Genomic DNA, 22,523 nt, shown 5'->3' with positions numbered 1-22,523 from the left:
CGGGGCTAGCCTGATCAGGTTCCGACTGTCAGGTCGGATAACTCAGGAATCCCCCACCTCTAAGCGAAGCGTAGGTGGGGGTAGTTCAATTGACCTGAAGGAAGTGGACGTATGAATCGAGAGGAACAGATTCGTTTTGCGGCTCACCAAGTGATGGAGCTCGGAAACATGGAAGTCGTCCCCGAAGTGTTCGCTACAGAATATGTCGCGCATGCAGGGAAACGGACGTATCACGGGCATGCATTCATTCGACGTTTTTCAAAACAGATGAAGACGGCGATTCCTGACGTCGAGGTGAAGAAGATTGAGGTACTCGTTCAGACAGAAGACACTATCACGTGGCAGCGCACACTTAGTGGGACACATCAACGAAACATGATGGGCATTCCTGCGAGCGGGAAACAGGTCGAATGGGTGGACATGGTCGTCTCCCGTTTTCAGAATGGATTGATTGTTGAGGAATGGGTCGTCTCTGAACTGATGGGTGAGTTATTGGTGAAGCAACCTAAAAAATGATGACGTAGCGAGAAAGTACTTATGACAAGCATAAGTGCTTTTTTGTTAGTTACTAAAGAATCAAAGAGCATGTCTGATATGATGAATGTATGATCGAAAAACATATAGTCGGGGGAATGACATGAATATTCAACAGATGATGGAATTCGAGATCGGGGAGGCACTCGACAAACAGTTGACCGAGTTGCTCATGAAGTCTTTTGAGCCACTTTATCATGCACGGAGCTATTTCAAGCAGTCGCCGCATCTCCGATTGATTGCATTTGATGAACAGCAACACGTCATCGGACAAGTCGGTTTAGACTTTCGCATGATGAATTTGAACGGGGACCCGATTCGAGTGCTCGGGATTATCGACTTATGCGTTCAAGAAGAATGGCAAGGAGGCGGGATCGGACGAGCGCTGATGGAACGGGTGATTGCTCTCGGTGACGAGCATCGGATTGACTTTCTCCTGTTATTCGCTGACCGACCTGACCTTTACGAACGGATCGGATTTCACACGGTATCGAACATATGCACGTGGCTTCAAATCGATGACCAAAACCAGACGACACGAGGGATTGGGGAGGCACGATTTGAAGAGTTAATGATTCGTCAGGTGGGAGACAAACGATGGACCGACGGAAAGCTCGATTTGCTCGGATACTTATACTAGGAGGATACCGATGAACCTTGAACAAGTGACAAACACGTACGACACGTATGCACAAAAAATCGGGGACCGGAAGCGCATGTATGAAACGATTGCGAGTACCTTTAACGTGAAGCGGGCGCTCTATCCTGGAAGTCACGTCGATATCGCCCCGTCCCTTGTCATCCCGCATGTCATCTATGTCGACAGCTTCAAAGGGACGATTCGTTTCTTCAAGCACCTTGAAACGGTACAGGAACTGATTGATCAACGAAAGGAATATGATGAGCCGTGCATCATTGAATTCTTTGGTCAGGACTATACACAGCCGCTCGACATCGGACCGGTCGATTTGATCATCTCGCAATATGCGGGATTTGTCGGTCAGGCGACGAAACAGTATTTGAAGCCGGGCGGCATCTTGCTTTGTAACGATAGTCATGGAGACGCGACATTGGCGCAAGTCGATGAAACGTTCGAGCTGATTGGGGTCATGAGTAGTACGAATGAAATCAATCAGACGGGGCTCGATGAGTATTTCCGATTGCCGAAAGGAAAGGACGTCGATACCACAGAAGTGAAGAAGTCGATGAAAGGTCCTAAGTATACGAAACAAGGGGAGAATTATGTGTTTCGGAAAAGAATATAAAAAAATAAAACGCGTCCCTAAAAAGCGATTTCAGATAAAATAAATCGGATGTTACGTCCTCACTTAAAAACTATTCATTTGATTCGTGTAAGTACAATCAAGTTAATAGTTTTTTGTGATTTCTTTCAATTCGTTATCAGAATAAATCGACTATAACTCAAAAAAATTAATGAAAAGCGACAAAATATTGTAATAACTTGCTCATTTTTATTCAGACAGAATAATATAAAATTTATATTGAACAGTGTTCAAAAAAATAAACACAGTTAAAGTAGGTGCGAATTTTGGGTGTGAAAGATCGTAAATTAAGAGAGAGAAATCAAAAAAAAGAACTTATTCTTTCTGCAGCGAAAGAAATCATTGAGGAGGTGGGGATTGAGAATCTTTCGATTAGAAAAATCGCAAATCGCATTGAGCACTCCCCAGCAATAATCTATCACTATTTTCAAGATAAAAATGAAATAGTAGATTCTTTACTGGAGGAAGGTTATAAAAGAATAGTTTTAGCACTTGAAAGTCTTGGTCCACAAGATAGCACGCCTGAACAAATACTAAAAGAAAGTCTGATGAATTACATCGAAGTAGCATTGGCTATGTCTGAAGAATATAAAATTGTTATGCTCAGCGATTCACATGTAGTGCTCAAACACACTTCTGTTTTATTTAAAGGAGCTTCACTTGAAAGACCAGCCATACAAATGCTCTGCAAACTCTTAAAAAATAGCTATTGTGAAAATTGTTCGGATGATTATGTTGAGATTGTTGCTCAAATTGTATGGAGTTCAATGTTTGGCCTTATTACAAGACTTATTCTAGAAGGTCATAAAGACAAACAATTCAAGCAAAGCATCGTAGAACATCACATTGATTTCATAATAAACAGTTTGAAGAGTATGAAAAATAATGGTTTAGGAGATGCTTTTTATGAAATTTAGAAAATCAATAACTATACTAACTTTAGCAATCGGTGTCTTAGCATTAATTGCCTCTGTCTATGGCGTGTTTTCTAGCGCAGGACAAAAAGGTATTGAATTTACATCTTTGCATGATGAAGTTGTTAAGCTACATGGGGGTGGTCTATACAAGAATGAATCAGTTTCTATGGTAGCGCAAGCTGTTGCACAAGATGTGGTGACCTTATGTTTTGGAGTTCCACTGCTCATGGTAGCTTTAATTTTAACAAGGAAAGGGCTTTTAAAAGGAAAATTGCTTTTTGCGGGAATACTTGGATATTTTTTATACACCTATGTTTCGTACACCTTTTATGCCATGTATAACTCACTTTTTCTAGTATATGTTGCTATTATGTCATGTAGCTTTTTTGCGTTCACACTTACTATGATTTCTTTTGACTTGAAAAAGATGCATACTCAATTCAGTTCAAAACTGCCTGTCAAATTCATTGGTAGTGTGCTCATTTTTATAGCGTTATTAGTCGCTCTTATGTGGCTCGAAATGTTGACACATCGTGTTCCTGATGGATTAGATCATTATACGACTCTTGTTATTCAGGCACTCGATTTAGGTTTTGTCGTCCCAATTGCGATTTTGTCGGGTGTACTTTTAATGAAACGAAATGCTTATGGGTATTTATTATCTTCAGTAATCATCGTAAAAGAGGCAGCACTTTTAATAGCGATTATTGCGATGCTTATCGGTCAAAAAAATTCTGGAGTAAATGTAGGTGTAATTGAATCGATTTTGTTCCCGCTGTTTTTGGCTATCGTCATTTTCTGTTTATATTTGATGATGAAAAATATTAAAGAGGGCAAAAAAATATAATTTGAGCTCTAATTTTGAAATGTTGTCTCATTTTTTTCTTAATTAGAGCTCAATCGAGTACTATACGAGTTGCCTAAACATCATTCTTACAAATTTATAAAATGAATGTTTATCCGCGCTTAACACTCATTATGCTGTCTTTGGATTAGGAGATTCTGTTTCACGCAACGCATCGACTTGTTTATATTCTTCGGTATCGGTCCACATCTCATCTTTCAACGGATTGAGACGTCGTTTGACGATACGTGACACCTGCATGACGGCGAGGACGACGTTTAAGGCGAGACTGATGATTGCGAGCGTCCAGTTCGCTGCTGGGTTATATGAAACACTCACGTTAAACGTACTGCCGACCGCAAAGAAGTAGGGGAACGTCATGACCCACATCATCCAAATCGTGAGTGTTTGGGCTCGGTTTTGCATCCACGTCCCTTTCGCCCAGAGAAGGGCCGGAATCGTGGCGGCGATGTTCAATGCGAATCCGGAATAGAACGCGTTACCGGGTGCGCAAGAGTAAACATAAGAGATGTTCCAAATCCCGTACGCGATAATCCACAACTTCGTCTGGTCCGGCCAAATCATATCGATTTTCTTACCGGACGTCGCAAAGATGCCGAACCATCCACAGATCAAAAGGACGTTCAAGATTCCGGCGACGGCGTTCACATAGTTCCAACCACCTGAGATGTAATACATTCCATCCACGATTCCTTCGAAGCCCATGAAGCCGACTTGGAACTCCCGAATGACCGCCTCGATGATATTGATAGCGAGAATGGCTGGAACGAGTATTAAATACCAAGGGTGCTTCTTATGATAGTTCGTGAAGCGGATGACCATGTAGATGAGTGAACCCGCCAGTGCAGAGTACACTTTCACCCAATGAAACCAAGACGTGATTTCTGATTCGACGACGAACAGCCAAATCGGGGTCAAAGCAATCGGAAGCGCGATGAACATCAGTTGACTCGCCCGTTTACCGGAACGGACAAATTCGTTCAATCCAATCAAAAGACCGAGTACGACGAACCACATAAGGACGTTGTGCCAAGGAATCGACTCGAAGAAAAACATAAAACGACACTCCTTTCAAAAGTGAAATGACAAGTAATGAATGCGATATATAAACATACCGAACGTTCGTTATGTTTATGTGAAAAGTGTAACAATTTTATGAAAGCGCTGTCAATACGATTGTGAACTCACTTGGAAGTGTCGAAAGTTCGCCACATCATTGTGGTATAATGAGCGATGAGAATAAAGGAGGGTGCGAGATGATGATGAACGAAGGGAAGTTAAAAATTTTGCAAGCTGCGCGTGAAATCATCGTCGAACAGGGCATCAAAGGCACAACGCTCCGAGCAATCGCCGAGCGGGCTGGTTTTAGCACAGGGGCGATTTATCACTACTACACGTCCAAAGAGGCGATTTTGTATGATGTGATGGACGAGGGGCTCGGTGAGGTCAAACGAATTGCGACCGTCTCACGTGAGGATGAGAAAGAAGCGGAAAGAATCATCCAAGAAATATACGAAGGGATGCAGGAACGCCTTCAAAAAGATGCGGAGAGCCGACTTCAGTTCTATCTCGCCCATGAAGCGATGATTGGCAATGAAGAAATCCAGCAAAAATTCAAAGAGAAGTATGAAGACTGGATCACACGGATTGAGGCGATCTTTGTACGGGCTTACGGTGTTGATCAAGGACCGATGACCCGAGCGGTCGCCACGTGGACGATGGCTGGGATTGACGGCATGGTGCTCCAGACGCTACTTCGGACGGGAACGATTGAACCGGACTATACGAATCGTGTGCTTCATTACTTGTTGACCGAAGGCTTTCCACACTTTTTTCAGCTCATTCGTTCGAAAGAGACGGATTATGAGTAATGCCAGTTGATACAATCGGACGGACATAATAGAATGGATGAGTGATTTTGTTGGATTGTATGGATGAAAGGAACTGATTTTACGATGAACGAAAACTTTTGGCGCGACCTGCCGCGTCCATTCTTTATACTTGCCCCAATGGAAGACGTGACCGATGTCGTCTTCCGTCACGTCGTCGCCCATGCGGGACGCCCGGACGTCTTCTTCACAGAGTTCGCGAACTCGGACAGCTATTGCCACCCTGAAGGGAAAGGCAGCCTCCGTGGCCGTTTGACGTTCACCGAGGACGAGCAGCCGATGGTCGCCCACATCTGGGGAGATAACCCGGAGTACTTCCGTCAAATGAGTATCGGCATGGCTGAGATGGGCTATAAAGGACTCGATATTAACATGGGTTGCCCGGTCCCGAACGTTGCAAGACGTGGGAAAGGGAGCGGCCTCATTCTCCGTCCGGAAGTGGCAGCAGAACTCATTCAAGCAGCGAAAGCCGGTGGACTTCCGGTCAGCGTCAAGACACGACTCGGTTACTCGAAGCTCGATGAATGGCGTGACTGGTTGACGCATATCTTGAAACAAGACATCGCCAACTTGTCGATTCACTTGCGGACACGTTCGGAGATGAGTAAAGTCGATGCGCACTGGGAAATGATTCCCGACATCGTGAAGCTACGGGACGAGATTGCACCGGATACGCTCATCACGATTAACGGGGACATCCTCGACCGTCAAATGGGACTCGAGCTCGTTGAGAAATATGGGGTCGATGGTGTCATGATCGGTCGCGGGATTTTCAAAAACCCATTCGCATTCGAGAAAGAGCCGCGCGAACACTCGATGGAGGAACACCTCGATCTGTTGCGTCTGCAACTGGACCTTCAGGATAAGTTCCAAGAAGACGTGCCACGCTCAATTTCGAACTTGCACCGTTTCTTCAAGATTTACGTCAAAGGATTCCGTGGGGCGAGCGAGCTCCGTCACAACTTGATGGAAACGAAATCGACGGACGAGGTACGAGCGTTGCTTGATGCCTTTGTCGAGAAATATCATGAAGAAGAGGCAGCGCTTGCTGCCGAATAAACGATGAGGTTCAGCGAAAGCTGGGCCTTTTTCGTATAATGAATAAAAAGGAGTGAGGCAGATGATCAACATACGAAAGGAAAGACCAGAAGATGAGCGTCGCGTCGAAGAGATTGCTCGGGAAGCGTTTTGGAACTTATATTTCCCGGGATGTCATGAGCATTATGCGATTCATCAACTGCGAAAACATGAAGATTACTTGCGCGAATTGTCATGGGTCATCGAAGTGGATGGAGAGCTTGCCGGCGGGATTTTTTTCTCAAAGTCGAAAATTGTAGATGGAGAGAAATCGGTGGATACGATCACGTTCGGTCCAGTTTTCATCGACCCGAGGTACCATCGACAAGGAGTAGGTAGACATCTCATAACGCATTCGATTGAACATGCACGTTCGCTCGGTTATCGTGCAATCCTGACGCTAGGCTATCCATATCACTATGAACCATATGGATTTGTAGGCGGGAAGCGATTCGACATCGCGATGCCGGACGGACAGTATTATAAGGGACTGCTCGTACTACCTTTATATGAAGGAGCGCTAAACGGGATTCATGGGGTTGCGATGTTTACAGAAGGATTGGAAGTCGATGAAGCCGAATTAGAGGCGTACGACGCTACGTTTTCGAAGAAGAAAAAAGAAGTGCTACCGAGTCAACGAGAGTATGAACTTGCTTCAACTGAACTCGATCAATCATAAAGTGATGCCCAAGACATGGTCTTTGGCATTTTTTTCTTTCCTTATAACCAAAAATAGGATATTTTTGATATATCGGATGACGATATAACGAAACGCGATATAAAGGAGTAGGATACGTGACACAACAGTCGAGTAAAGGAGCCTTAACCGAGGCAGTTTATTATATATTATTGTCTCTCCAAGTCCCGAGACATGGGTATGGGATGATGCAATTCGTTCAAGAATTAAGCAATGGGCGGGTCCAACTCGCACCGGGCACATTATATGGTGCCCTCAGCAGTCTAGTAGAGCGCGGATGGATTCAGGCGCTCAAAGGTACGGAGCGGAAGAAAGAGTATGAGATCACGGAATCGGGTCGAGAGGCACTTCGGTCGGAATTAAGGCGACTTGAAGAATTGGTGCGACACGGTCATGAATGGACGAAGGAGTTGGACACATGAAGACGAAAGCGATCTATCGCATCTTTGTTGATTATGAGAAAGAAGAGAAGTGGCTCAACGAGATGTCTCAAAGCGGATGGGCACTCGAATCCTTTCGTTTGATGCGATACGTGTTCAAACCAGTCGAACCTGGGACGTACACGTATCGAATCGAACTATTGTCCAACCTACCTTCGCACCCCGAGTCGAAGGCGTATATGACATTCCTCGATGAAGTGGGCATCGAAGTGGTCGACACGTCGTATCGGTGGATCTTTTTACGAAAACGAACGAGTGACGGGCCGTTTCAATTGTATTCGGATTTTGATTCGATGATTCAGCGGGAAAAGCGAATCATTCAACTGTACGGCGCAGTAGGACTCGCCAATTTTGTTGTGATCGTAGCGAATCTTTCGAATCCGTATGCACAGTGGGTCATTCTACTGAACATAATCGTCGTCGCGATGTTGGCCTACGCGGTTCAGCATCATACACGAAAAGTTAGAACGTTAAAAGGTCTCAAAGTGATTGGGGAGATGAAGTCATCAGATTGAACGCAAGGGTTAGGAGGAGCAAGATGGATTCATTAGAATGGAAAGACTGTATGATTTGTTTTGGCTTGATTGCGGGGACGACGCTCGGTGTGATCCTCTCGTTCTTCTTCAATATCGAGCTAGTATACGGGATCGCGAGCGGGGCGATGCTTGGATATGTCGGGGGACTTGTCGCATCGATTTTGAAAAAATGACAATTTCATATAAAGGATAATTTGAATAATTTACCGAAATTCTGTGTAACAAACGACAGAGGAGCGGATCAATATGGAGCGGAAGATTACCGTGAAAGGGACGGGGAACGTCTCATCTCGACCGGATTTGATTGTGATTCACATGGACCTCGTCTCAAAAGCGCCACGATACGAAGATACGATGACCGAGGCAGCAAGTGCGGTGTCACATCTTCAAAAAGCCATCACGCGCGCTGGTTTTGACAAGACAGATCTCAAAACGAGTGACTTTTCGATCGATACGGAATACGAGAGCTATCGTGATCGAGATGAGAATGTTCGATCACGGTTTGTCGGATACGTCTGTAAACAGAAGACGAAGCTCGAATTTGCGCTCGACACGTCCAAGCTATCGGACGTCATCGAACAAATCAGTCAATCTCGGGCAAATCCGAAACTATCCATTCGCTTCACGATGAAAGACCCGAATGCGATTGAAGATCAGCTATTGGTGAGTGCTGCGGAGAATGCATTGAATCGAGCGGAGCTTCTTGCGAAAGGAGCAGGCGCCGAACTCGGGGACTTGCTTCAAATTGACTACACATGGGGAGAGATTCACCTGTTCTCGCCGACAAACGTCCTTTATAGCCAGGACGTCGTCTATTCGGAATCACGGATGCCTGAACTCGAACCGGATGACATTGACGTCAGTGATTCGGCAACATTCGTTTGGAGTTTGAAATGAGGCGACTGACTGTTTTGATCCTCGTTTCACTCTCGATTGCGCTACCTGTATCCGCTCTTTCCTTTGCCTATACGTTTGTCGTGTTCGACCGAAACGCATATGAAGTGCTCGACACGACGATCGATGAGGAGGTACTCGGTGACGTGATCGGTGAAGTGGAGACGACCGTCAACGACGAAACGGGACGATATTACGGGAATGCCTCGAACGGATATCCGATTGGAACAACGTACCGTGAAGTCAATGGGCAGTCGGTAGAGGACGTCATTGCGGTCGAGGATGGTTCAGAATGGAGACGGGCGGAGTACCGGTTTGAAGCTCCGTACCATTCAAGAGATTTTATCAAATTCTTCGGTTATGGCCTACTTGGGATGGGCATCATGATGTTGAGTTGGACGCTCTTCAAGCGAAGTTCGCTCTACAAAAAAGAAGCATGAACGAACGTTGAAATGGGAACGGGGTTAGAAAGAAGTTCGGGAAGGGGGGAGCATGATGAACATCCTGATTATTTTTGACTCGCTGTATGGTCACACAGAAAAGATTGCCCATGTGATGCAAGAAGAACTGTCGAAAGACCATGAGGCACGTATGGAACATGTGTTAAATATAGGTCTTGGAGATCTCGCGCATGTCGACCTCGTCATCATCGGTTCACCGACAAACGGTGGGTCTGAGATGGAGGACATCAAACTGTTCTTAAAAAAGATCTCGGACAATGCGTTACGTGGGAAGCGGACGGCCGCGTTTGACACGAGCGTCGTGAAAGAAAATCGGAATCCGATTATTGGGAAAATCATCGATTGGTTCGGTCATGCCGTTAACCGTGTCGAAGGAGAAATGATTGAAAAAGGGGCAACGGACGTAAAAAAAGAGTCATTTTTCGTCGATGGGGAGACGGAGATGCTGAAAGAAGGCGAACTCGAACGCGCACGAGTGTGGGCACGGGAGTTGGTTAAATGATGCACGGGCGCATTCTGTGAGCAGGATGCGTTTTTTTAATTCATGAGGACAAGAAGGCTGAAAAACGGGTAAATACAAGTATTCACCTCTTCACATAAAGGAGCTGGTTGTGATGAAAAAAATGGAACGGGATGTGTTCGTCGGATGGATTGTCGTCATACTCGTCATGTTCGTGCACTTTCTCATCACCGTCTCTCTCGGAAACGCATACTTTGCCGAGGAATCACTGAATCGAATGTTATGGTTCTCTAGCTTCCCAGCGTTTTTGATTGCCTTCGTTGCAGCCTATTTCCAAAAAACGAATACGGTGTTTCTAGCGGTTCGTCGTGGATTGTTATGGACCATCGAGTTGATCGTCGCCTTCACGATACTTGCCTGGGTGTTTCGTTCCTTTGAAGGATTGTATGCGAACGCCGGTCTGTACTGGTTGTTCGGTGCCGTCCTCATCGGCCCGGTCTTCTATTTGATGGCGTTCCGACGACAGCATACGAAACGAATCCGTACACCTTGAACGAAACGCCTCCTCACTTGGGAGGCGTTTTTAGATTGCGCTTGGATGGGAATGGGGTAGAGAGTATAGATTGGAGGAGAGTGCGATGAGTCAGTATTTTTCATCATCCTATGAAGAATCTAGGGAAAAATTTATCAGCCTGTTATCCGAAGTGAAAAAATATTACCCAAAAGCAGAGCTGTTGACCCATTCAATTGGGGACGAGAGCATCGACATCATTTTAGGGGAACCGAAGCGAGCACGTAAAGCGATGCTTCTCATGACGATTGGGGAACATGGGATTGAAGGCTATGCGGGTGCCGCGGTGACCCACCAATTCGTACAGACACAACTCGCACATGTTCGTCACGAGACGACAGGTCTTTGTCTCGTCCATGCCGTCAATCCGTGGGGAATGAAGCATTTTCGACGGGTCAATGAGCACAATGTCGATCTGAATCGGAACTATGTCATCGACCGTGAGTCGGTCCCTTATAACATCAACCGTGAATACGAACTGATGCGTCACCTGTTCGTGCCGGACGGAGTGATTGACGAGTACCATGAGGCGCGTGAGCGGATTTATTCGTTTCTTGGGTCAGGAATCAAACTCGATGGATTCAAAGCGATGAGCGGGGCGAAGGGAATGGGGCAATACCAATTCCCGAAAGGCGTCTATTACGGAGGGGAAGCGGATGAACCGTCAGCCATGTTTGTGAAAGGGATACAGCATGACTTGCTTGAGAGCTACGAACGGGTCGTGCACATGGACTGGCATACCGCACTCGGTCCGACGAACGAGGTCACGATGGTCATCAGTAAACGGGACGGTCGAACCGAAGACGAGTTGAAACAAACGTACGGTCTTGAAAACGTTAAAATATATGATCCAGACGAGACGTTAGGCGACTCGACGAATCACTTCTATCATGTTCGTGATACCGAATATCCGGACAAAGGTCTCGTCTCCGCATTGTTTGAGTTTGGTACGTTCGGGACGTCGACAAAAGCCTTGATTCGCGAATTTTTGACAATCATTTTGGAGAATCAATTGTACTTTGAAGGGACGAAAGACCCTGAAGCACGGAATGGGATTCAAAATGAGTTCATGGCAATGTTCTATCCGGATGATGCGAGTTGGCGAGAAGCTGTGTTACGGGAAGGGGCGAGAGCCGTGGAAGGGTATTTGAAAGGAGAGTCGCTCTGGCGCGATGTGTAAACAGGTTACGAGAAACGAGAATCGGGAACAATGACAGTGGTGTACTAAAAATGATGATTGTGGAGGTTAGAGGATGGGATACATTACAGCACATGACGGTACAAATCTATACGTAGAGGATGTCGGGTCTGGGGAACCGATCGTCTTCTTACACGGCTGGCCGGCGAACAACAACATGTTCGAGTATCAGAAGAATGCGCTCGTCGAGGCGGGATATCGTTACATCGGAATCGACTTCAGAGGATACGGAAAATCTGATGCCCCGGCGACAGGTTATGACTATGAGACGATGGCGTCTGATGTGCATATGGTCGTGTATGGGCTCGGACTAAAAGACTTTACACTCGTCGGCTTCTCGATGGGTGGCGCGATTGCAGTCCGCTATGCGGCCGACTATAAAGAGGACGGTCTAAAAAAATTGGTCTTGGCCGGCGCGGCGGCACCGATTTTCACGCAACGTTCAGACTATCCGTACGGAATGACGACAGACGAAGTCGACTCTTTGATTGAAGATACGCGGACAGACCGACCGAAGATGCTCGAAGGATTCGGAAAGATCTTCTTTGAAAAAGAACATTCGGAACCGATGCAAAACTGGTTCCATCACCTCGCCCTCGCGGCCTCGAGCCACGGTACGATCGCTTCGGCACAGGCGCTGCGGGACGAGGATCTACGAGACGCTCTTCCAAACATTGACGTCGAGACGCTAATCATTCATGGGGTACACGACAAAATCTGCCCGTTCGCATTCGCCGAGCAAATGAAAGAAGACATCCCGAACGCCCGCATCGAACGTTTTGAAGAGAGTGGACATGGGACCGTGCTCGATGAACGAGAGAAATTTAACGATACGTTGTTGCAGTTTATTCAATAATTTATGACCTCCGAATCGGGGGTCATTTGTATGTCGACATGGATAAGAACCAACGAAAACGGGTATAAATCAATTGGAGTTCCTTTCCATTTTTTGAATCACTGGAACATCGCTGTGACTAGAATCACGATGTTTTGTTGTGCCGTGTTGACGAAAGGGGGAAGAAAAGATAACGGATTGTCTGAATAGTTCAACCTGTCCTGCCATTCGTGGTACAATAACGTGGTGGATTAACAGATTGAGGAGAGATTTAAATGAACATCGCTTTCTTTTTATATCCGAAAGAAGACGTCAAATATTTGGACCCCGAATCAACGGTACGACAAGCGCTTGAAAAGATGAAGCATCATCGATTCACGTCTGTCCCACTCGTTTCGGAGAACGGGTTTTATGCCGGGACGATGACAGAAGGGGATTTGCTCTGGGCACTCGCCGAACAGCTTCGCGGAGAAGAAGACTATGAAAAAGTGCTCCGAACACGTCTGAAAGACATTAAACAACGCGTTCGTTATAAGCCGGTCTCGATTACGGCACAAATTGAAGAACTCGTCGATGCGATCACGGACCAAAACTTCGTACCGGTCGTCGATGACGGGAAGTATTTCATCGGCATCATCCGACGCCGTGACGTCATCGAATATTACTCGACAAAGTTGAAACAACTAGAGAATGAAGTCCGATAATCGACAAGCCAGAACCGACTCGCGGTTCTGGCTTGTTTTACGTGTCGCCTCGTTTTGTTTTTAAGAACGGAAACGGGGCAATCATCGCGATAAAGTAAATCAAGGTGATGACGAGTAAAAGGATGATTGCCGGTAGATAGGGTGCAATCAATGGAATGATGAGTAGGGACGAAAGAAGAGCGAGACGCTTCCAAGATACTTTGAAAAACAGACGATTGAAGTGAATGACACCGTATCCGAACAGGACGATGGCAGCATACAACGTGATTCGATGTGCCAAGTCGAGCGTCTGCATCGGATCGTGTACGATGGTGATTTTGACGACGGCGAGTAAGATGATGCCGAGGAACATGGAAAGGTGTGACCAATAGAACCCGGCCTTGGCTGTCTGATCTCGCTTATCTGTATGCATGTCGTAAAACCGAGTTTCTCGTTCTTCATCATCTTTCACATAGGAATACCAAAGAAGAACGGTCAGAGTGAGCGCGAGGGTCATCGTCAAGACGACGTCGGACGTTAAATCCTCATCAATCGCGGCTCGGCCGGTCGAGGCAATCGTCTCGCCAAGGGCGATGACAAGGATGAGGTAATGACGCTCGAGGAAGTGCCAAGATGCGACTTCGAATTGACCTCTGTTCTTTTGCACGAGAGGCCCCAATACCGCGACAATCGCGACAATTCCCCATACAATCAGGCGAACGTCCCCTTCGAACAGCGAAGCGACAAGGATGATGATACTGAACGAAACGTTATACGGAACGACGGCGAGCATTGCTTTTTTTGTGTCGTCATTGCTGTGCAACAAGAAAAGCGTCGAATGAACGGCGACGATCACTAAAAAGCCAAGTCCGAAAATAAACCCGTCTTCCTCATAGGCTTTTGGAATGGCGACAGAGATCAACATAAATCCGATCATCCCGAGCGTCATAAAGATTTGATGGTTTCTTCTTGTCAGTTTAGTCGTATTCGTCAACCAGATATACCCCTCGAAGATGTACCAAATCAGGGCCATGAGGACGAGAACCTCTAAAAACGTATGCAATGTAAGATGATGTTCTAGCTTCAACGTGAGTTGAATGAACGTAAAAACAAAAACTAAATCAAAGAATAGTTCAATTTTCTCTACCTTTTCGTGATGAGGGGGCATAGGAGAACTCCTTTTCATGGATTCATTTCTATTTACCCTTATGTTTTCTAAAAAACCCTTCATTTCGAGAATGACAGGAAAACTTCAATCAAGCGGTGGAAAATGTGGGAGTACATATTCTCCTAATTCATCGATGACTTCTTCAGCCGGACGTTCTCCGTCGAAGAGGGCGAAAAAGAGATGATTCACTCCGATGGCACGATATGCTTCAAGCAACTTGATCAAGTGGTTGCGACCGAGGCGGAAACCGAGACGAATCGGAGTCGGTGGCTCGTCTGGGTCGTGCGCCAAATCAAGATGCATCGGCATCGAGAAGGGACGGAACGATCGACCATGCGCTTCACCGCTCGTACGCCACGCGTCGAGCACTTGCTGTTGCGCGAAAGGTGCCTGCGGATAATACATCCATCCGTCTCCGTTCGCTCCGAGCCAGTCCATGTCCTGCTGCGCGAATCCGGTGATCATCGTCGGGATCCGTTTCTTCGGACGCGGCACAAGCGTCGCCTGTTCGACCTCCCCGTAAGGCGAGTCAATCGTTGGGTAATTGTTATAGAGCACCTGCTCCATGACGCGGAGTGATTCTTTGAACTGTTCACCACGTGTCGGATGGTTGACTCCGAGTCCTTTGAAGTCGGCACGACGGTCGCCTGACGATATCCCGAGAATCAATCGTTCCGGGAACAACGCTTCAATCGTTGCGACTTCCTTCGCCGAGCGAAGCGGGTGACGGAGCGGCAAGACGAGCGCGGACGTACCGAGCGCGATGTTTTTCGTTTGACCGAGTAAATGCGTCCCATAGATCAACATGTCATAAATCTGACCGACGGCAGGGTCTAAGAAGTTCGGGTCTTTTAGTAGGACATCCCGTAACCAGAGCGCCGTGAAGCCAAAGTCGTCTGCCTTTTGAGCGAGTTCGACTTGACGTTCAAGTGTCGGGGTACGCATTTTAAAGTTTTCTAAAGGGATGTGGAGACCGAGCGTGAGCTCGTCCTCCCGATACATCCGATTGTAGCTTGTATGATTGTTGAACATAAGCGCCTCCTTAGTTTGCTTCCAAACGACGAGAGATGGCTGTCAAGATGACGGCGATGATGACCATGATGCCACCGACCCACGGTGTGTGGACGAGTCCGATTGAATCGGCGACGAATCCGCCGATTGTCGCACCGAGGGCGATTCCGATGTTGAAGGCCGCGATGTTGAGTGCGGATGCGACATCGACAGCGGCCGGTACATATTTTTCAGCCAATTGCACAATATACAGTTGAAGTCCAGGCACGTTCATGAAAGCGAGGAGACCCATCAGGACGATGGCGATCAGACCTGCCACTTTGAACGGAATCATGAACGACATGAGGATCATGACCGCTGCATGAACAATGAACATATAGAACAATGCTTTCGCCGGGTTTTCGTTTGCTAGTTTTCCGCCGACCGCGTTCCCGATAGCGACCGCGATTCCGTAGACGAGTAAGACGACGCTGATTAAGCTCGGGCTAATCTTTGTCACGTCTTGCATGATTGGAGTCAAGTACGTGAAGGCGACGAACGTTCCGCCGTAACCGAGTGCTGTGATCAAGAACCCGAGCATGAGACGACCGTTTGTGAGTAATTTCTTCATATCTGAGAACTTCGCAGGTGGTGATTGTTTCAAATCTTTCGGGATCAAGAAGGAACTTGCGATGATTGAAACGATACCGAGTGCTGCGACGGCGAAGAAGGTGGCGCGCCATCCGAACGCTTGTCCGATGAAGGTACCGAGTGGGACCCCTGTGACGGTCGCGACAGTTAAACCTGTGAACATGAGTGCGATGGCACTCGCTTTTTTATGCGGTGGTACGAGCTGTACGGCGATGGTTGCACCGATCGAGAAGAAGACACCGTGCGAGAACGCGGTGATAAATCGGGCGACGATCAACAGTTCAAAGCTGGTCGACATGGCCGACACTAAGTTTCCGCCTATGAAGACGACCATGAGTGCCATGAGTAACGTCTTGCGGTTCATCCGATTCGTCAGTGCCGTCAAAATCGGTGCACCGACAGCGACACCAATGGCGTATCCTGAAATAATGAGACCGGCGAGTGTGATGCCGATGTTTAAGTCACTTGCGATGGATGCGAGCAATCCGACAGGAACGAACTCGGTCGTCCCGATGCCGAAAGCGCTGATGGCGAGAGCGAGTAACGCCAATCCTCCATTTTTAGGTGCCTGTTCTTCAACAGGTTGCGTATATGGTTGATTCATGAGTAGTACCTCCTAGTTGAATAAAAATGATTTGGAAGACGAGGGCCCTTCGTCTCCGGATAGCAAAGACACTTCACTTTCCTCTATTGTTCAGTACGGTCGAAAAAGTACCCTACCGTCTCAAAAGGATGTTACGAGCGAAATGAACTTGTATTGATTTGCTATAGTCGCTATCATAAGGGCATGAAAACAGTTTGAGAAGTACGTACTTTTTAGTGCGGTAGGCACCAAAAAGTGCCTATGGGAGAAATGGAGGAAATGATATGCCATATAATATTCCGGTTGAAGCGACACTCGACGTCATCGGCGGTAAATGGAAAGTCGTCATCATGTGTCACTTGATTAAAGGTGAGCGTCGGACGAGTGAACTGCGTAAGCTCATGCCGAACATCACCCAAAAGATGCTCACTCAACAGTTGCGTGAGCTCGAAGCGGATGGCGTCGTCGTACGTACGGTATACGAACAAGTCCCGCCAAAAGTCATCTATTCGCTCTCGGAGTACGGATGGTCACTCAAGCCAATCTTGGACGCCATGTGCGCCTGGGGCGAGTGCCATATCGATCAGACCGGTGAAGAGGTCATTTCATAACAATCACGGTCGTCCAATACGGGCGACCGTTTTTTGTATGGAGAAGTCGGGTAAATGGACAGAGACAAGGAGGGAGTTTTGATGGATTTAATGACCTTTCGATTCACAGATGATGGATCCATCCCGAACCACCCGGATTATCCGGCGCTCCTCTATCGCGGTGTCTTTGATGACCCGAGCGGGATGAGAGAGACGTTCGCCCATAATGAATGGACGAACAGTTGGGTGAACGGGGTGTTCGACTATCATCACTACCATAGCAATACGCATGAAGTGTTGGGCGTGTTACACGGTGAAGCGTCGCTGCAACTCGGAGGGACAAACGGTGACCTCGTACGCGTCTGTGCAGGCGATGTCCTGATTTTGCCGGCGGGGACAGGGCATCGTCGCATCGAGGCGAGTGAAGGTTTTCAAGTGGTCGGGGCCTATCCGGACGGTCGTGACTACGACACGTTGACCGGGAAACCGGAAGAACGCCCAGATAACATCAATCGGATTGAACAAGTCGAGAAGCCGACGTTTGACCCCGTCTTTGGGACGACGGGACCGCTGCATGAAGCATGGACAAAGGAGGAAACGATATGAATCAACGACTACCCCATTCTTTATTACTTGCGGCGCTCAAACAGAACGTCGTCGAATTGAAAGATGGGCGGGTGATGCGCGCACTCGGGCAAGGCACGTGGCGGATGGGAGAAGACAAATCGAAACATGACGCCGAAGTCGAGGCGCTTCGGACAGGACTCGATTGCGGACTCCACGTCATCGATACGGCAGAGATGTACGGGGACGGGGAATCTGAAAAGTTGGTCGGTGAAGCGATCCAACACCGTCGAGAGGACGTCTTCCTCGTCTCAAAAGTGTATCCATACAATGCGTACGGTGACAAACTCGTCAAGGCATGCGACGCGTCGCTCGAACGGCTCGGGACGGACTATCTTGACCTGTACTTGCTTCATTGGCGAGGCGATGCCCCGCTCGAGAAGACGATTGCCGGAATGGAACAACTGAAGGCGGACGGCAAGATTCGGGCATGGGGGGTCTCAAACTTCGACGTCAAAGATATGAAAGAACTTCTTGCCTTACCGAACGGAGATAACTGTGCCGTCAATCAAGTCCTCTATCATCTCGGTAGCCGAGGGATTGAATATGACCTGCTTCCTTATTTGAAAGAGCAGGGGATTCCCGTCATGGCGTATGCACCACTCGCAGAAGGAAGTGACGTGAAAGAGGACGTCTTCAATAACGAGACGGTCAATCGACTCGCTGAGACGTATAGTGCCTCTGTCGCTCAAATTCTCCTGGCCTGGACGGTTCGGAGCGGAAACGTCATCGCCATCCCGAAAGCCGGGCAGACCGAACATGTCGAAGAGAATGCGGCGGCACTCTTACTCGACATGAGCGAGGAAGATGTTGCAGCGCTCGATGAGGCGTTCCCGCCACCAACGACGAAACAGCCGTTAGACGTCATTTGACGGAGTGAACTGGACCAATCAATCGGTCCAGTTTTTCTTTTGACGAAATCGATTGTCATTTCCAGGTTGCGGGTAAATAAAGGAATGACTTGTTTGTAGAGGAGATGGAACGACAAGGGAGCTGAAAACAGAATGGAACAGACGTACACGGCTGAAGAATTCAAAGATAAGATGTATTCGAACCTAAAAGTACGACCGAGTGATTCCGTCATCTTAATGTGCTCGATTTTTATCGCTTCGATCGGATTGAATATGAACTCCATTCCAATCATCATCGGAGCGATGTTGATTTCGCCACTCATGACGCCGATTTTAAGTATCGGGCTCGCCTTGTCGCTCTATGACATGAAACTATTTCGAGCCGGCGTACGTTTACTACTCGTTCAGGTCGCGGTCAGTCTTACGGTAGCGACCATCTATTTTGCGATTTCGCCCATCACGTATGCGAGCAATGAAATCATCGCCCGGACCGAACCGACGATTTGGGATGTCATCATCGCCTTCGCCGGGGGGACTGCCGGGATTATCGGGGCGCAGAAGAAGGTGAGCAACAATATCGTCCCAGGGGTCGCCATCGCGACCGCTTTGATGCCTCCGCTCTGTACGGTCGGCTATTCGATTGCGACACGTAATCTCGACTATTTGATCGGGTCGAGCTATCTGTTCGTCATCAATTGTGCGTTCATCGCCATTGCGACGTTCATCGGGGTCAAGTTCATGGGTATCTCAGAGGAATTGACGAAGCAGGACGCGAACCATAAAAAAATCAATCGCATTTTAATCGGTGTTTCGGTTCTCATCGTCGGACCGAGTCTTGTTTCGGCGGCGACACTCGTTCAAGACAGTATCATTCGCACCGGAATCAACAATTTTATTGAAGAAGAGTTTTCAGAAGCGATTATTATTAGTCAAGACTATGAAGAGGATGACAACCTTCTTCTCGTGACGACGACAGGGGAGCGGTTGACCCAGGAAGAATTGGCGGATATCGAGTCGAGGTTACCTGACTATGGACTGCATGCGATTGAACTCTCCGTGACGCAAGTGCCTGATTTGAATGGGTTATCCGGCGAACAGGCTGCCCGAATCTTGCAACAATATTTAGAGAGTCGACTGCAACAGTTCAACTTGTTCGACAGTCGTCAAGTTGATCTTGAGGACATTCCGTTCGAACTACAGAATGAAGTGAATCCAGAATAAAAGACCATCGATTTTTTCGATGGTCTTACTTGTTAGTTCGCGAGTGGATGTTTCAAGAGATAGTCTTCGATTTGATCAATCGTTTCTTTCAACACACCGTCTGCGAACGGGGACTTGAGACCCGCGAGTTCGACGAGCTCGAGGAACGAGCGGCTTCCGCCTGCCTGACAGAGAGTGAGGTAGTCGCTCCATGCCGCCTCGCGATCGTCGTGCATGCGCACCCAAAACTGGAACGCACACACTTGTGCGAGCGTATAGTCGATATAGTAGAATGGGCTTTGGAAAATATGACCTTGCTGGTGCCACCATGCACCTGATTCGAGATAGTCGTTCGTCTCGTAGTCACGATGCGGGAGATAAACCTTCTCCAAGTCACGCCACGCCTGGCGACGCTCCGCCGCCGTCATTTCCGGGTTGCGGTAGACGACGTGTTGGAACTCATCGACGAGCACGCCGTATGGAAGGAACGTCATGCTACCGGCCAAGTGGTTGAACTTATACTTGTCGACCTGGTCGCCGAAAAAGAGCTCCATCCACGGCCAACAGAAGAATTCCATCGACATCGAGTGAATCTCGCACGCCTCATACGTCGGGAAGGCGTATTCCGGTGTCGTCAAATGACGGCTTTCATACACTTGGAAGGCATGACCCACTTCGTGCGTGAGCACGTCGATGTCGCCGGCCGTCCCGTTGAAGTTCGAGAAGATGAACGGAAGTCCTTCAGACGGTAAGTACGTGCAGTATCCGCCGCCGGATTTCCCTGGCTTTGCCGTCAAGTCGAGGGCGCCGCGTTCCTGCATGTATTGGAAGAACTCGTCCGTCTCGTTTGAGAGCTCGCGATACATCTTGTTTCCGCCTTCGATGATGAACGACTCATCCCCTTGTGGTGTCGCGTTTCCGTCTGGGAAGACGAACGACTCATCGTAGTAATAGAGGTGGTCGACGCCGATTCGCTTCGCCTGCTTTTCTTTCAAAGCAGATGCGAGTGGGACGATGACGTCACGGACTTGTTTCCGGAAGTTGTCGACCATCGACTCGTCATAGCCGACGCGTTGCATCCGTGCATACCCGAGTTCAACGAACGACGGGAAGCCGAGTGCGTGGGCAATGTCTGTTCTCACGCGTACCAACTCACTATAAATCCGGTCGAGCTCGTCACCGTTGTCTGAAAGGTATGTATAACGGGCGACGGATGCGGCTTTTCGGACATCACGGTCTGGTGACTGGAGATACGGACCGAACTGTGACAAGTTGAGCGTCTTGCCGTCAAACTCGATTTCTGCAGCGGACATGACTTTTTGATAAGCTGTCGCCAATCGGTTTTCTTCTTGTAATTTCGGGATGAGTGACTCTTCAAACGTCTCGAGAGCGCGTTCGGCGAGAGAGAACAATTGACTTCCCCATTCTGCCTCGAGTTCGGTGCGAAGCTCGTGGTTCGTCAAGACACGGTAGTACGCTTGAATTTCCTTCTCATAGACCGGAAGTGCGTCGTCAAAAAAGGCCTGCTCCTCTTCATAATACGAATCGCGTGTGTCGACCGAATGTCGGATCGCGACGAGCTGACTGTGCGTCTCGAAGTCGTTACGTTCCTTGTTGATTTGGCGAATGAGTTCGTTCGCTTCTTCGAGTGTACTCGCTTGCTGTAATTCGGCAGAATAGTCCGACAATCTGCTGTTTAAAGCGTCCAAGTCGGGTCGTTCATATGACAATTTTGTGAAAGTCGTCATTGTAAGCGCCTCCATTGTGTGTTTTTTTTACAAAGCGTAAAAAGGACTTGCAAAAGCGATTGCACACTCGTATTCTTACGATGTGTATAACGATTTCGCACTGCCTTGTTACCACTATACCGTGAATAAGGCAGGGATTGAAGTCTTAGCTTTTCGGGTATTGTAGTGGAGACTTTGATTGAATAGAACATGTTGGAGGGATTAAGCTATGGGATTCTTTAAAAAACTTTTTGGTGGTAAAGAAGAACAACTCAACGCGGTTTCACCGCTTACAGGAAAGGTCGTCGACATCACGAACGTACCGGACCAAGTATTCTCGCAAAAAATGATGGGTGACGGGATCGCTGTCGAGCCGACAGAAGGAAAAGTCGTCTCACCGGTCAGCGGAACGATCGCAACGGTATTCCCGACGAAACACGCGATTGGCATCAACGCTGAAAACGGAGCAGAGTACTTGATTCACATCGGTCTCGATACGGTCAACCTTAAAGGGGAAGGCTTCGAGACGCACGTAACAGAAGGGCAATCTGTCAAAGCAGGAGACCCGCTCGTCACATTCGACCTTGATTTTATCAAAGCGAACGCCCCATCAACAATCACGCCAATCATTATTACGAACCACGACAGTTTCGGCGTGAACAAACTTGTCGCAGAAGGCGACGCTGTGACAGCCGGTTCTTCAGAAGTTGTCGAACTGACAAAGAAATAAGATGATGATTTCGTGCTCGGGAGCTTATGCTTCCGAGTATTTTTTTGTGAATGCGGGAATTATAATGGA

28 protein-coding genes are annotated in these 22,523 nt (G+C 47.8%); 23 read left to right on the top strand and 5 right to left on the bottom strand.

What is annotated here, in order from left to right; genetic code table 11:
- Positions 1-111 precede the first annotated feature (111 nt).
- The 5 genes from KNP00_RS08285 to KNP00_RS08265 all read left to right on the top strand — a co-directional run bounded on the left by KNP00_RS08285 (position 112) and on the right by KNP00_RS08265 (position 3,581).
- Complete coding sequence (locus KNP00_RS08285) at positions 112-516, top strand: ester cyclase (protein ID WP_215144054.1); 405 nt, start codon at positions 112-114, stop codon at positions 514-516.
- 121 nt (positions 517-637) lie between these two features.
- On the top strand, positions 638-1,174 hold the full coding sequence (locus KNP00_RS08280) for a GNAT family N-acetyltransferase (protein WP_215144052.1): 537 nt from the start codon (positions 638-640) through the stop codon (positions 1,172-1,174).
- A 10-nt stretch (positions 1,175-1,184) separates the two neighbouring features.
- Positions 1,185-1,799 carry a hypothetical protein gene (locus tag KNP00_RS08275; protein WP_215144050.1) on the top strand — a complete coding sequence of 205 codons (615 nt, stop codon included), beginning with the start codon at positions 1,185-1,187 and terminating at the stop codon, positions 1,797-1,799.
- 290 nt (positions 1,800-2,089) lie between these two features.
- Positions 2,090-2,734 (top strand): TetR/AcrR family transcriptional regulator, encoded by a 645-nt coding sequence (locus tag KNP00_RS08270; RefSeq protein WP_215144048.1) that lies wholly within the window; start codon positions 2,090-2,092, stop codon positions 2,732-2,734.
- Positions 2,724-3,581: a hypothetical protein gene (locus KNP00_RS08265; RefSeq protein ID WP_215144046.1), complete on the top strand. Its 858-nt coding sequence runs from the start codon at positions 2,724-2,726 to the stop codon at positions 3,579-3,581. The genes KNP00_RS08270 and KNP00_RS08265 overlap by 11 nt, the downstream gene beginning before the upstream one ends.
- Positions 3,582-3,710: 129 nt before the next feature.
- On the opposite strand, the gene KNP00_RS08260 is transcribed toward KNP00_RS08265, so the two are convergent.
- Positions 3,711-4,655 carry a DUF5692 family protein gene (locus KNP00_RS08260; protein ID WP_215144044.1) on the bottom strand — a complete coding sequence of 315 codons (945 nt, stop codon included), beginning with the start codon at positions 4,653-4,655 and terminating at the stop codon, positions 3,711-3,713.
- Between the two features lie 200 nt (positions 4,656-4,855).
- On the opposite strand from KNP00_RS08260, the gene KNP00_RS08255 reads away from it, so the two are divergent.
- The 13 genes from KNP00_RS08255 to KNP00_RS08195 all read left to right on the top strand — a co-directional run bounded on the left by KNP00_RS08255 (position 4,856) and on the right by KNP00_RS08195 (position 13,361).
- Complete coding sequence (locus KNP00_RS08255) at positions 4,856-5,470, top strand: TetR/AcrR family transcriptional regulator (protein ID WP_215144042.1); 615 nt, start codon at positions 4,856-4,858, stop codon at positions 5,468-5,470.
- 84 nt (positions 5,471-5,554) lie between these two features.
- On the top strand, positions 5,555-6,547 hold the full coding sequence (locus KNP00_RS08250) for a tRNA dihydrouridine synthase (RefSeq protein WP_420828314.1): 993 nt from the start codon (positions 5,555-5,557) through the stop codon (positions 6,545-6,547).
- A gap of 61 nt (positions 6,548-6,608) precedes the next feature.
- The gene (locus KNP00_RS08245; protein ID WP_215144038.1) at positions 6,609-7,244 is read left to right on the top strand and encodes a GNAT family N-acetyltransferase; all 636 of its coding nucleotides are present in this window, start codon (positions 6,609-6,611) and stop codon (positions 7,242-7,244) included.
- A 116-nt stretch (positions 7,245-7,360) separates the two neighbouring features.
- Positions 7,361-7,684, top strand: coding sequence for a PadR family transcriptional regulator (locus KNP00_RS08240; protein WP_215144036.1), 324 nt, complete (start codon positions 7,361-7,363; stop codon positions 7,682-7,684).
- Complete coding sequence (locus KNP00_RS08235) at positions 7,681-8,217, top strand: DUF2812 domain-containing protein (RefSeq protein WP_215144034.1); 537 nt, start codon at positions 7,681-7,683, stop codon at positions 8,215-8,217. Before KNP00_RS08240 ends, KNP00_RS08235 begins: the two co-directional genes overlap by 4 nt.
- Before the next feature lie 23 nt (positions 8,218-8,240).
- Positions 8,241-8,411, top strand: coding sequence for a hypothetical protein (locus KNP00_RS08230; RefSeq protein WP_215144032.1), 171 nt, complete (start codon positions 8,241-8,243; stop codon positions 8,409-8,411).
- Between the two features lie 73 nt (positions 8,412-8,484).
- Positions 8,485-9,135 carry an SIMPL domain-containing protein gene (locus KNP00_RS08225; protein WP_215144031.1) on the top strand — a complete coding sequence of 217 codons (651 nt, stop codon included), beginning with the start codon at positions 8,485-8,487 and terminating at the stop codon, positions 9,133-9,135.
- Positions 9,132-9,572 carry a hypothetical protein gene (locus KNP00_RS08220; RefSeq protein ID WP_215144023.1) on the top strand — a complete coding sequence of 147 codons (441 nt, stop codon included), beginning with the start codon at positions 9,132-9,134 and terminating at the stop codon, positions 9,570-9,572. The genes KNP00_RS08225 and KNP00_RS08220 overlap by 4 nt, the downstream gene beginning before the upstream one ends.
- 55 nt (positions 9,573-9,627) lie before the next feature.
- Entirely contained in the window at positions 9,628-10,095 is a 468-nt protein-coding gene (locus KNP00_RS08215) for a flavodoxin family protein (RefSeq protein ID WP_215144021.1), read from the top strand.
- A gap of 112 nt (positions 10,096-10,207) precedes the next feature.
- On the top strand, positions 10,208-10,606 hold the full coding sequence (locus KNP00_RS08210) for a hypothetical protein (RefSeq protein ID WP_215144019.1): 399 nt from the start codon (positions 10,208-10,210) through the stop codon (positions 10,604-10,606).
- 85 nt (positions 10,607-10,691) lie between these two features.
- Entirely contained in the window at positions 10,692-11,804 is a 1,113-nt protein-coding gene (locus tag KNP00_RS08205) for a M14 family metallopeptidase (protein ID WP_215144017.1), read from the top strand.
- A 73-nt stretch (positions 11,805-11,877) separates the two neighbouring features.
- The gene (locus KNP00_RS08200; protein ID WP_215144015.1) at positions 11,878-12,678 is read left to right on the top strand and encodes an alpha/beta fold hydrolase; all 801 of its coding nucleotides are present in this window, start codon (positions 11,878-11,880) and stop codon (positions 12,676-12,678) included.
- Between the two features lie 254 nt (positions 12,679-12,932).
- Complete coding sequence (locus tag KNP00_RS08195) at positions 12,933-13,361, top strand: CBS domain-containing protein (RefSeq protein WP_215144014.1); 429 nt, start codon at positions 12,933-12,935, stop codon at positions 13,359-13,361.
- 37 nt (positions 13,362-13,398) lie between these two features.
- On the opposite strand, the gene KNP00_RS08190 is transcribed toward KNP00_RS08195, so the two are convergent.
- From KNP00_RS08190 to KNP00_RS08180, 3 genes are all read right to left on the bottom strand, one after another.
- Positions 13,399-14,508, bottom strand: coding sequence for a low temperature requirement protein A (locus KNP00_RS08190; protein ID WP_215144012.1), 1,110 nt, complete (start codon positions 14,506-14,508; stop codon positions 13,399-13,401).
- An 84-nt stretch (positions 14,509-14,592) separates the two neighbouring features.
- A complete protein-coding gene (locus tag KNP00_RS08185; protein ID WP_215144010.1) occupies positions 14,593-15,540 on the bottom strand; it encodes a TIGR03571 family LLM class oxidoreductase in 948 nt (315 codons plus the stop codon).
- 10 nt (positions 15,541-15,550) lie between these two features.
- Positions 15,551-16,753, bottom strand: a complete 1,203-nt coding sequence (locus tag KNP00_RS08180; RefSeq protein WP_215144008.1) for an MFS transporter — start codon at positions 16,751-16,753, stop codon at positions 15,551-15,553.
- Between the two features lie 263 nt (positions 16,754-17,016).
- Here KNP00_RS08180 and KNP00_RS08175 point away from each other — a divergent pair, with 263 nt between their 5' ends.
- The 4 genes from KNP00_RS08175 (at position 17,017) to KNP00_RS08160 (ending at position 20,018) form a co-directional block, all read left to right on the top strand.
- Complete coding sequence (locus KNP00_RS08175; protein WP_215144006.1) at positions 17,017-17,343, top strand: winged helix-turn-helix transcriptional regulator; 327 nt, start codon at positions 17,017-17,019, stop codon at positions 17,341-17,343.
- 81 nt (positions 17,344-17,424) lie between these two features.
- A complete protein-coding gene (locus KNP00_RS08170) occupies positions 17,425-17,928 on the top strand; it encodes a cupin domain-containing protein (RefSeq protein WP_215144004.1) in 504 nt (167 codons plus the stop codon).
- Positions 17,925-18,818: an aldo/keto reductase gene (locus KNP00_RS08165; RefSeq protein WP_276312655.1), complete on the top strand. Its 894-nt coding sequence runs from the start codon at positions 17,925-17,927 to the stop codon at positions 18,816-18,818. Before KNP00_RS08170 ends, KNP00_RS08165 begins: the two co-directional genes overlap by 4 nt.
- 132 nt (positions 18,819-18,950) lie before the next feature.
- A complete protein-coding gene (locus KNP00_RS08160) occupies positions 18,951-20,018 on the top strand; it encodes a TIGR00341 family protein (RefSeq protein WP_215144002.1) in 1,068 nt (355 codons plus the stop codon).
- A gap of 32 nt (positions 20,019-20,050) precedes the next feature.
- Here the strand turns inward: KNP00_RS08160 and KNP00_RS08155 are convergent, their stop codons facing one another.
- Complete coding sequence (locus KNP00_RS08155; RefSeq protein WP_215144001.1) at positions 20,051-21,745, bottom strand: M3 family oligoendopeptidase; 1,695 nt, start codon at positions 21,743-21,745, stop codon at positions 20,051-20,053.
- A gap of 208 nt (positions 21,746-21,953) precedes the next feature.
- Between KNP00_RS08155 and KNP00_RS08150 the strand changes: the two genes are divergently transcribed.
- Positions 21,954-22,454: a PTS sugar transporter subunit IIA gene (locus tag KNP00_RS08150; protein WP_215143999.1), complete on the top strand. Its 501-nt coding sequence runs from the start codon at positions 21,954-21,956 to the stop codon at positions 22,452-22,454.
- Positions 22,455-22,523 lie beyond the last annotated feature (69 nt).

It is taken from the genome of Exiguobacterium qingdaonense (genome assembly GCF_018617855.1).
Classification (GTDB): Bacteria; Bacillota; Bacilli; order Exiguobacteriales; family Exiguobacteriaceae; genus Exiguobacterium; species Exiguobacterium qingdaonense.
Note: the sequence above shows the minus strand (reverse complement) of the source record. Positions and strands in the feature narration are given on the sequence as shown.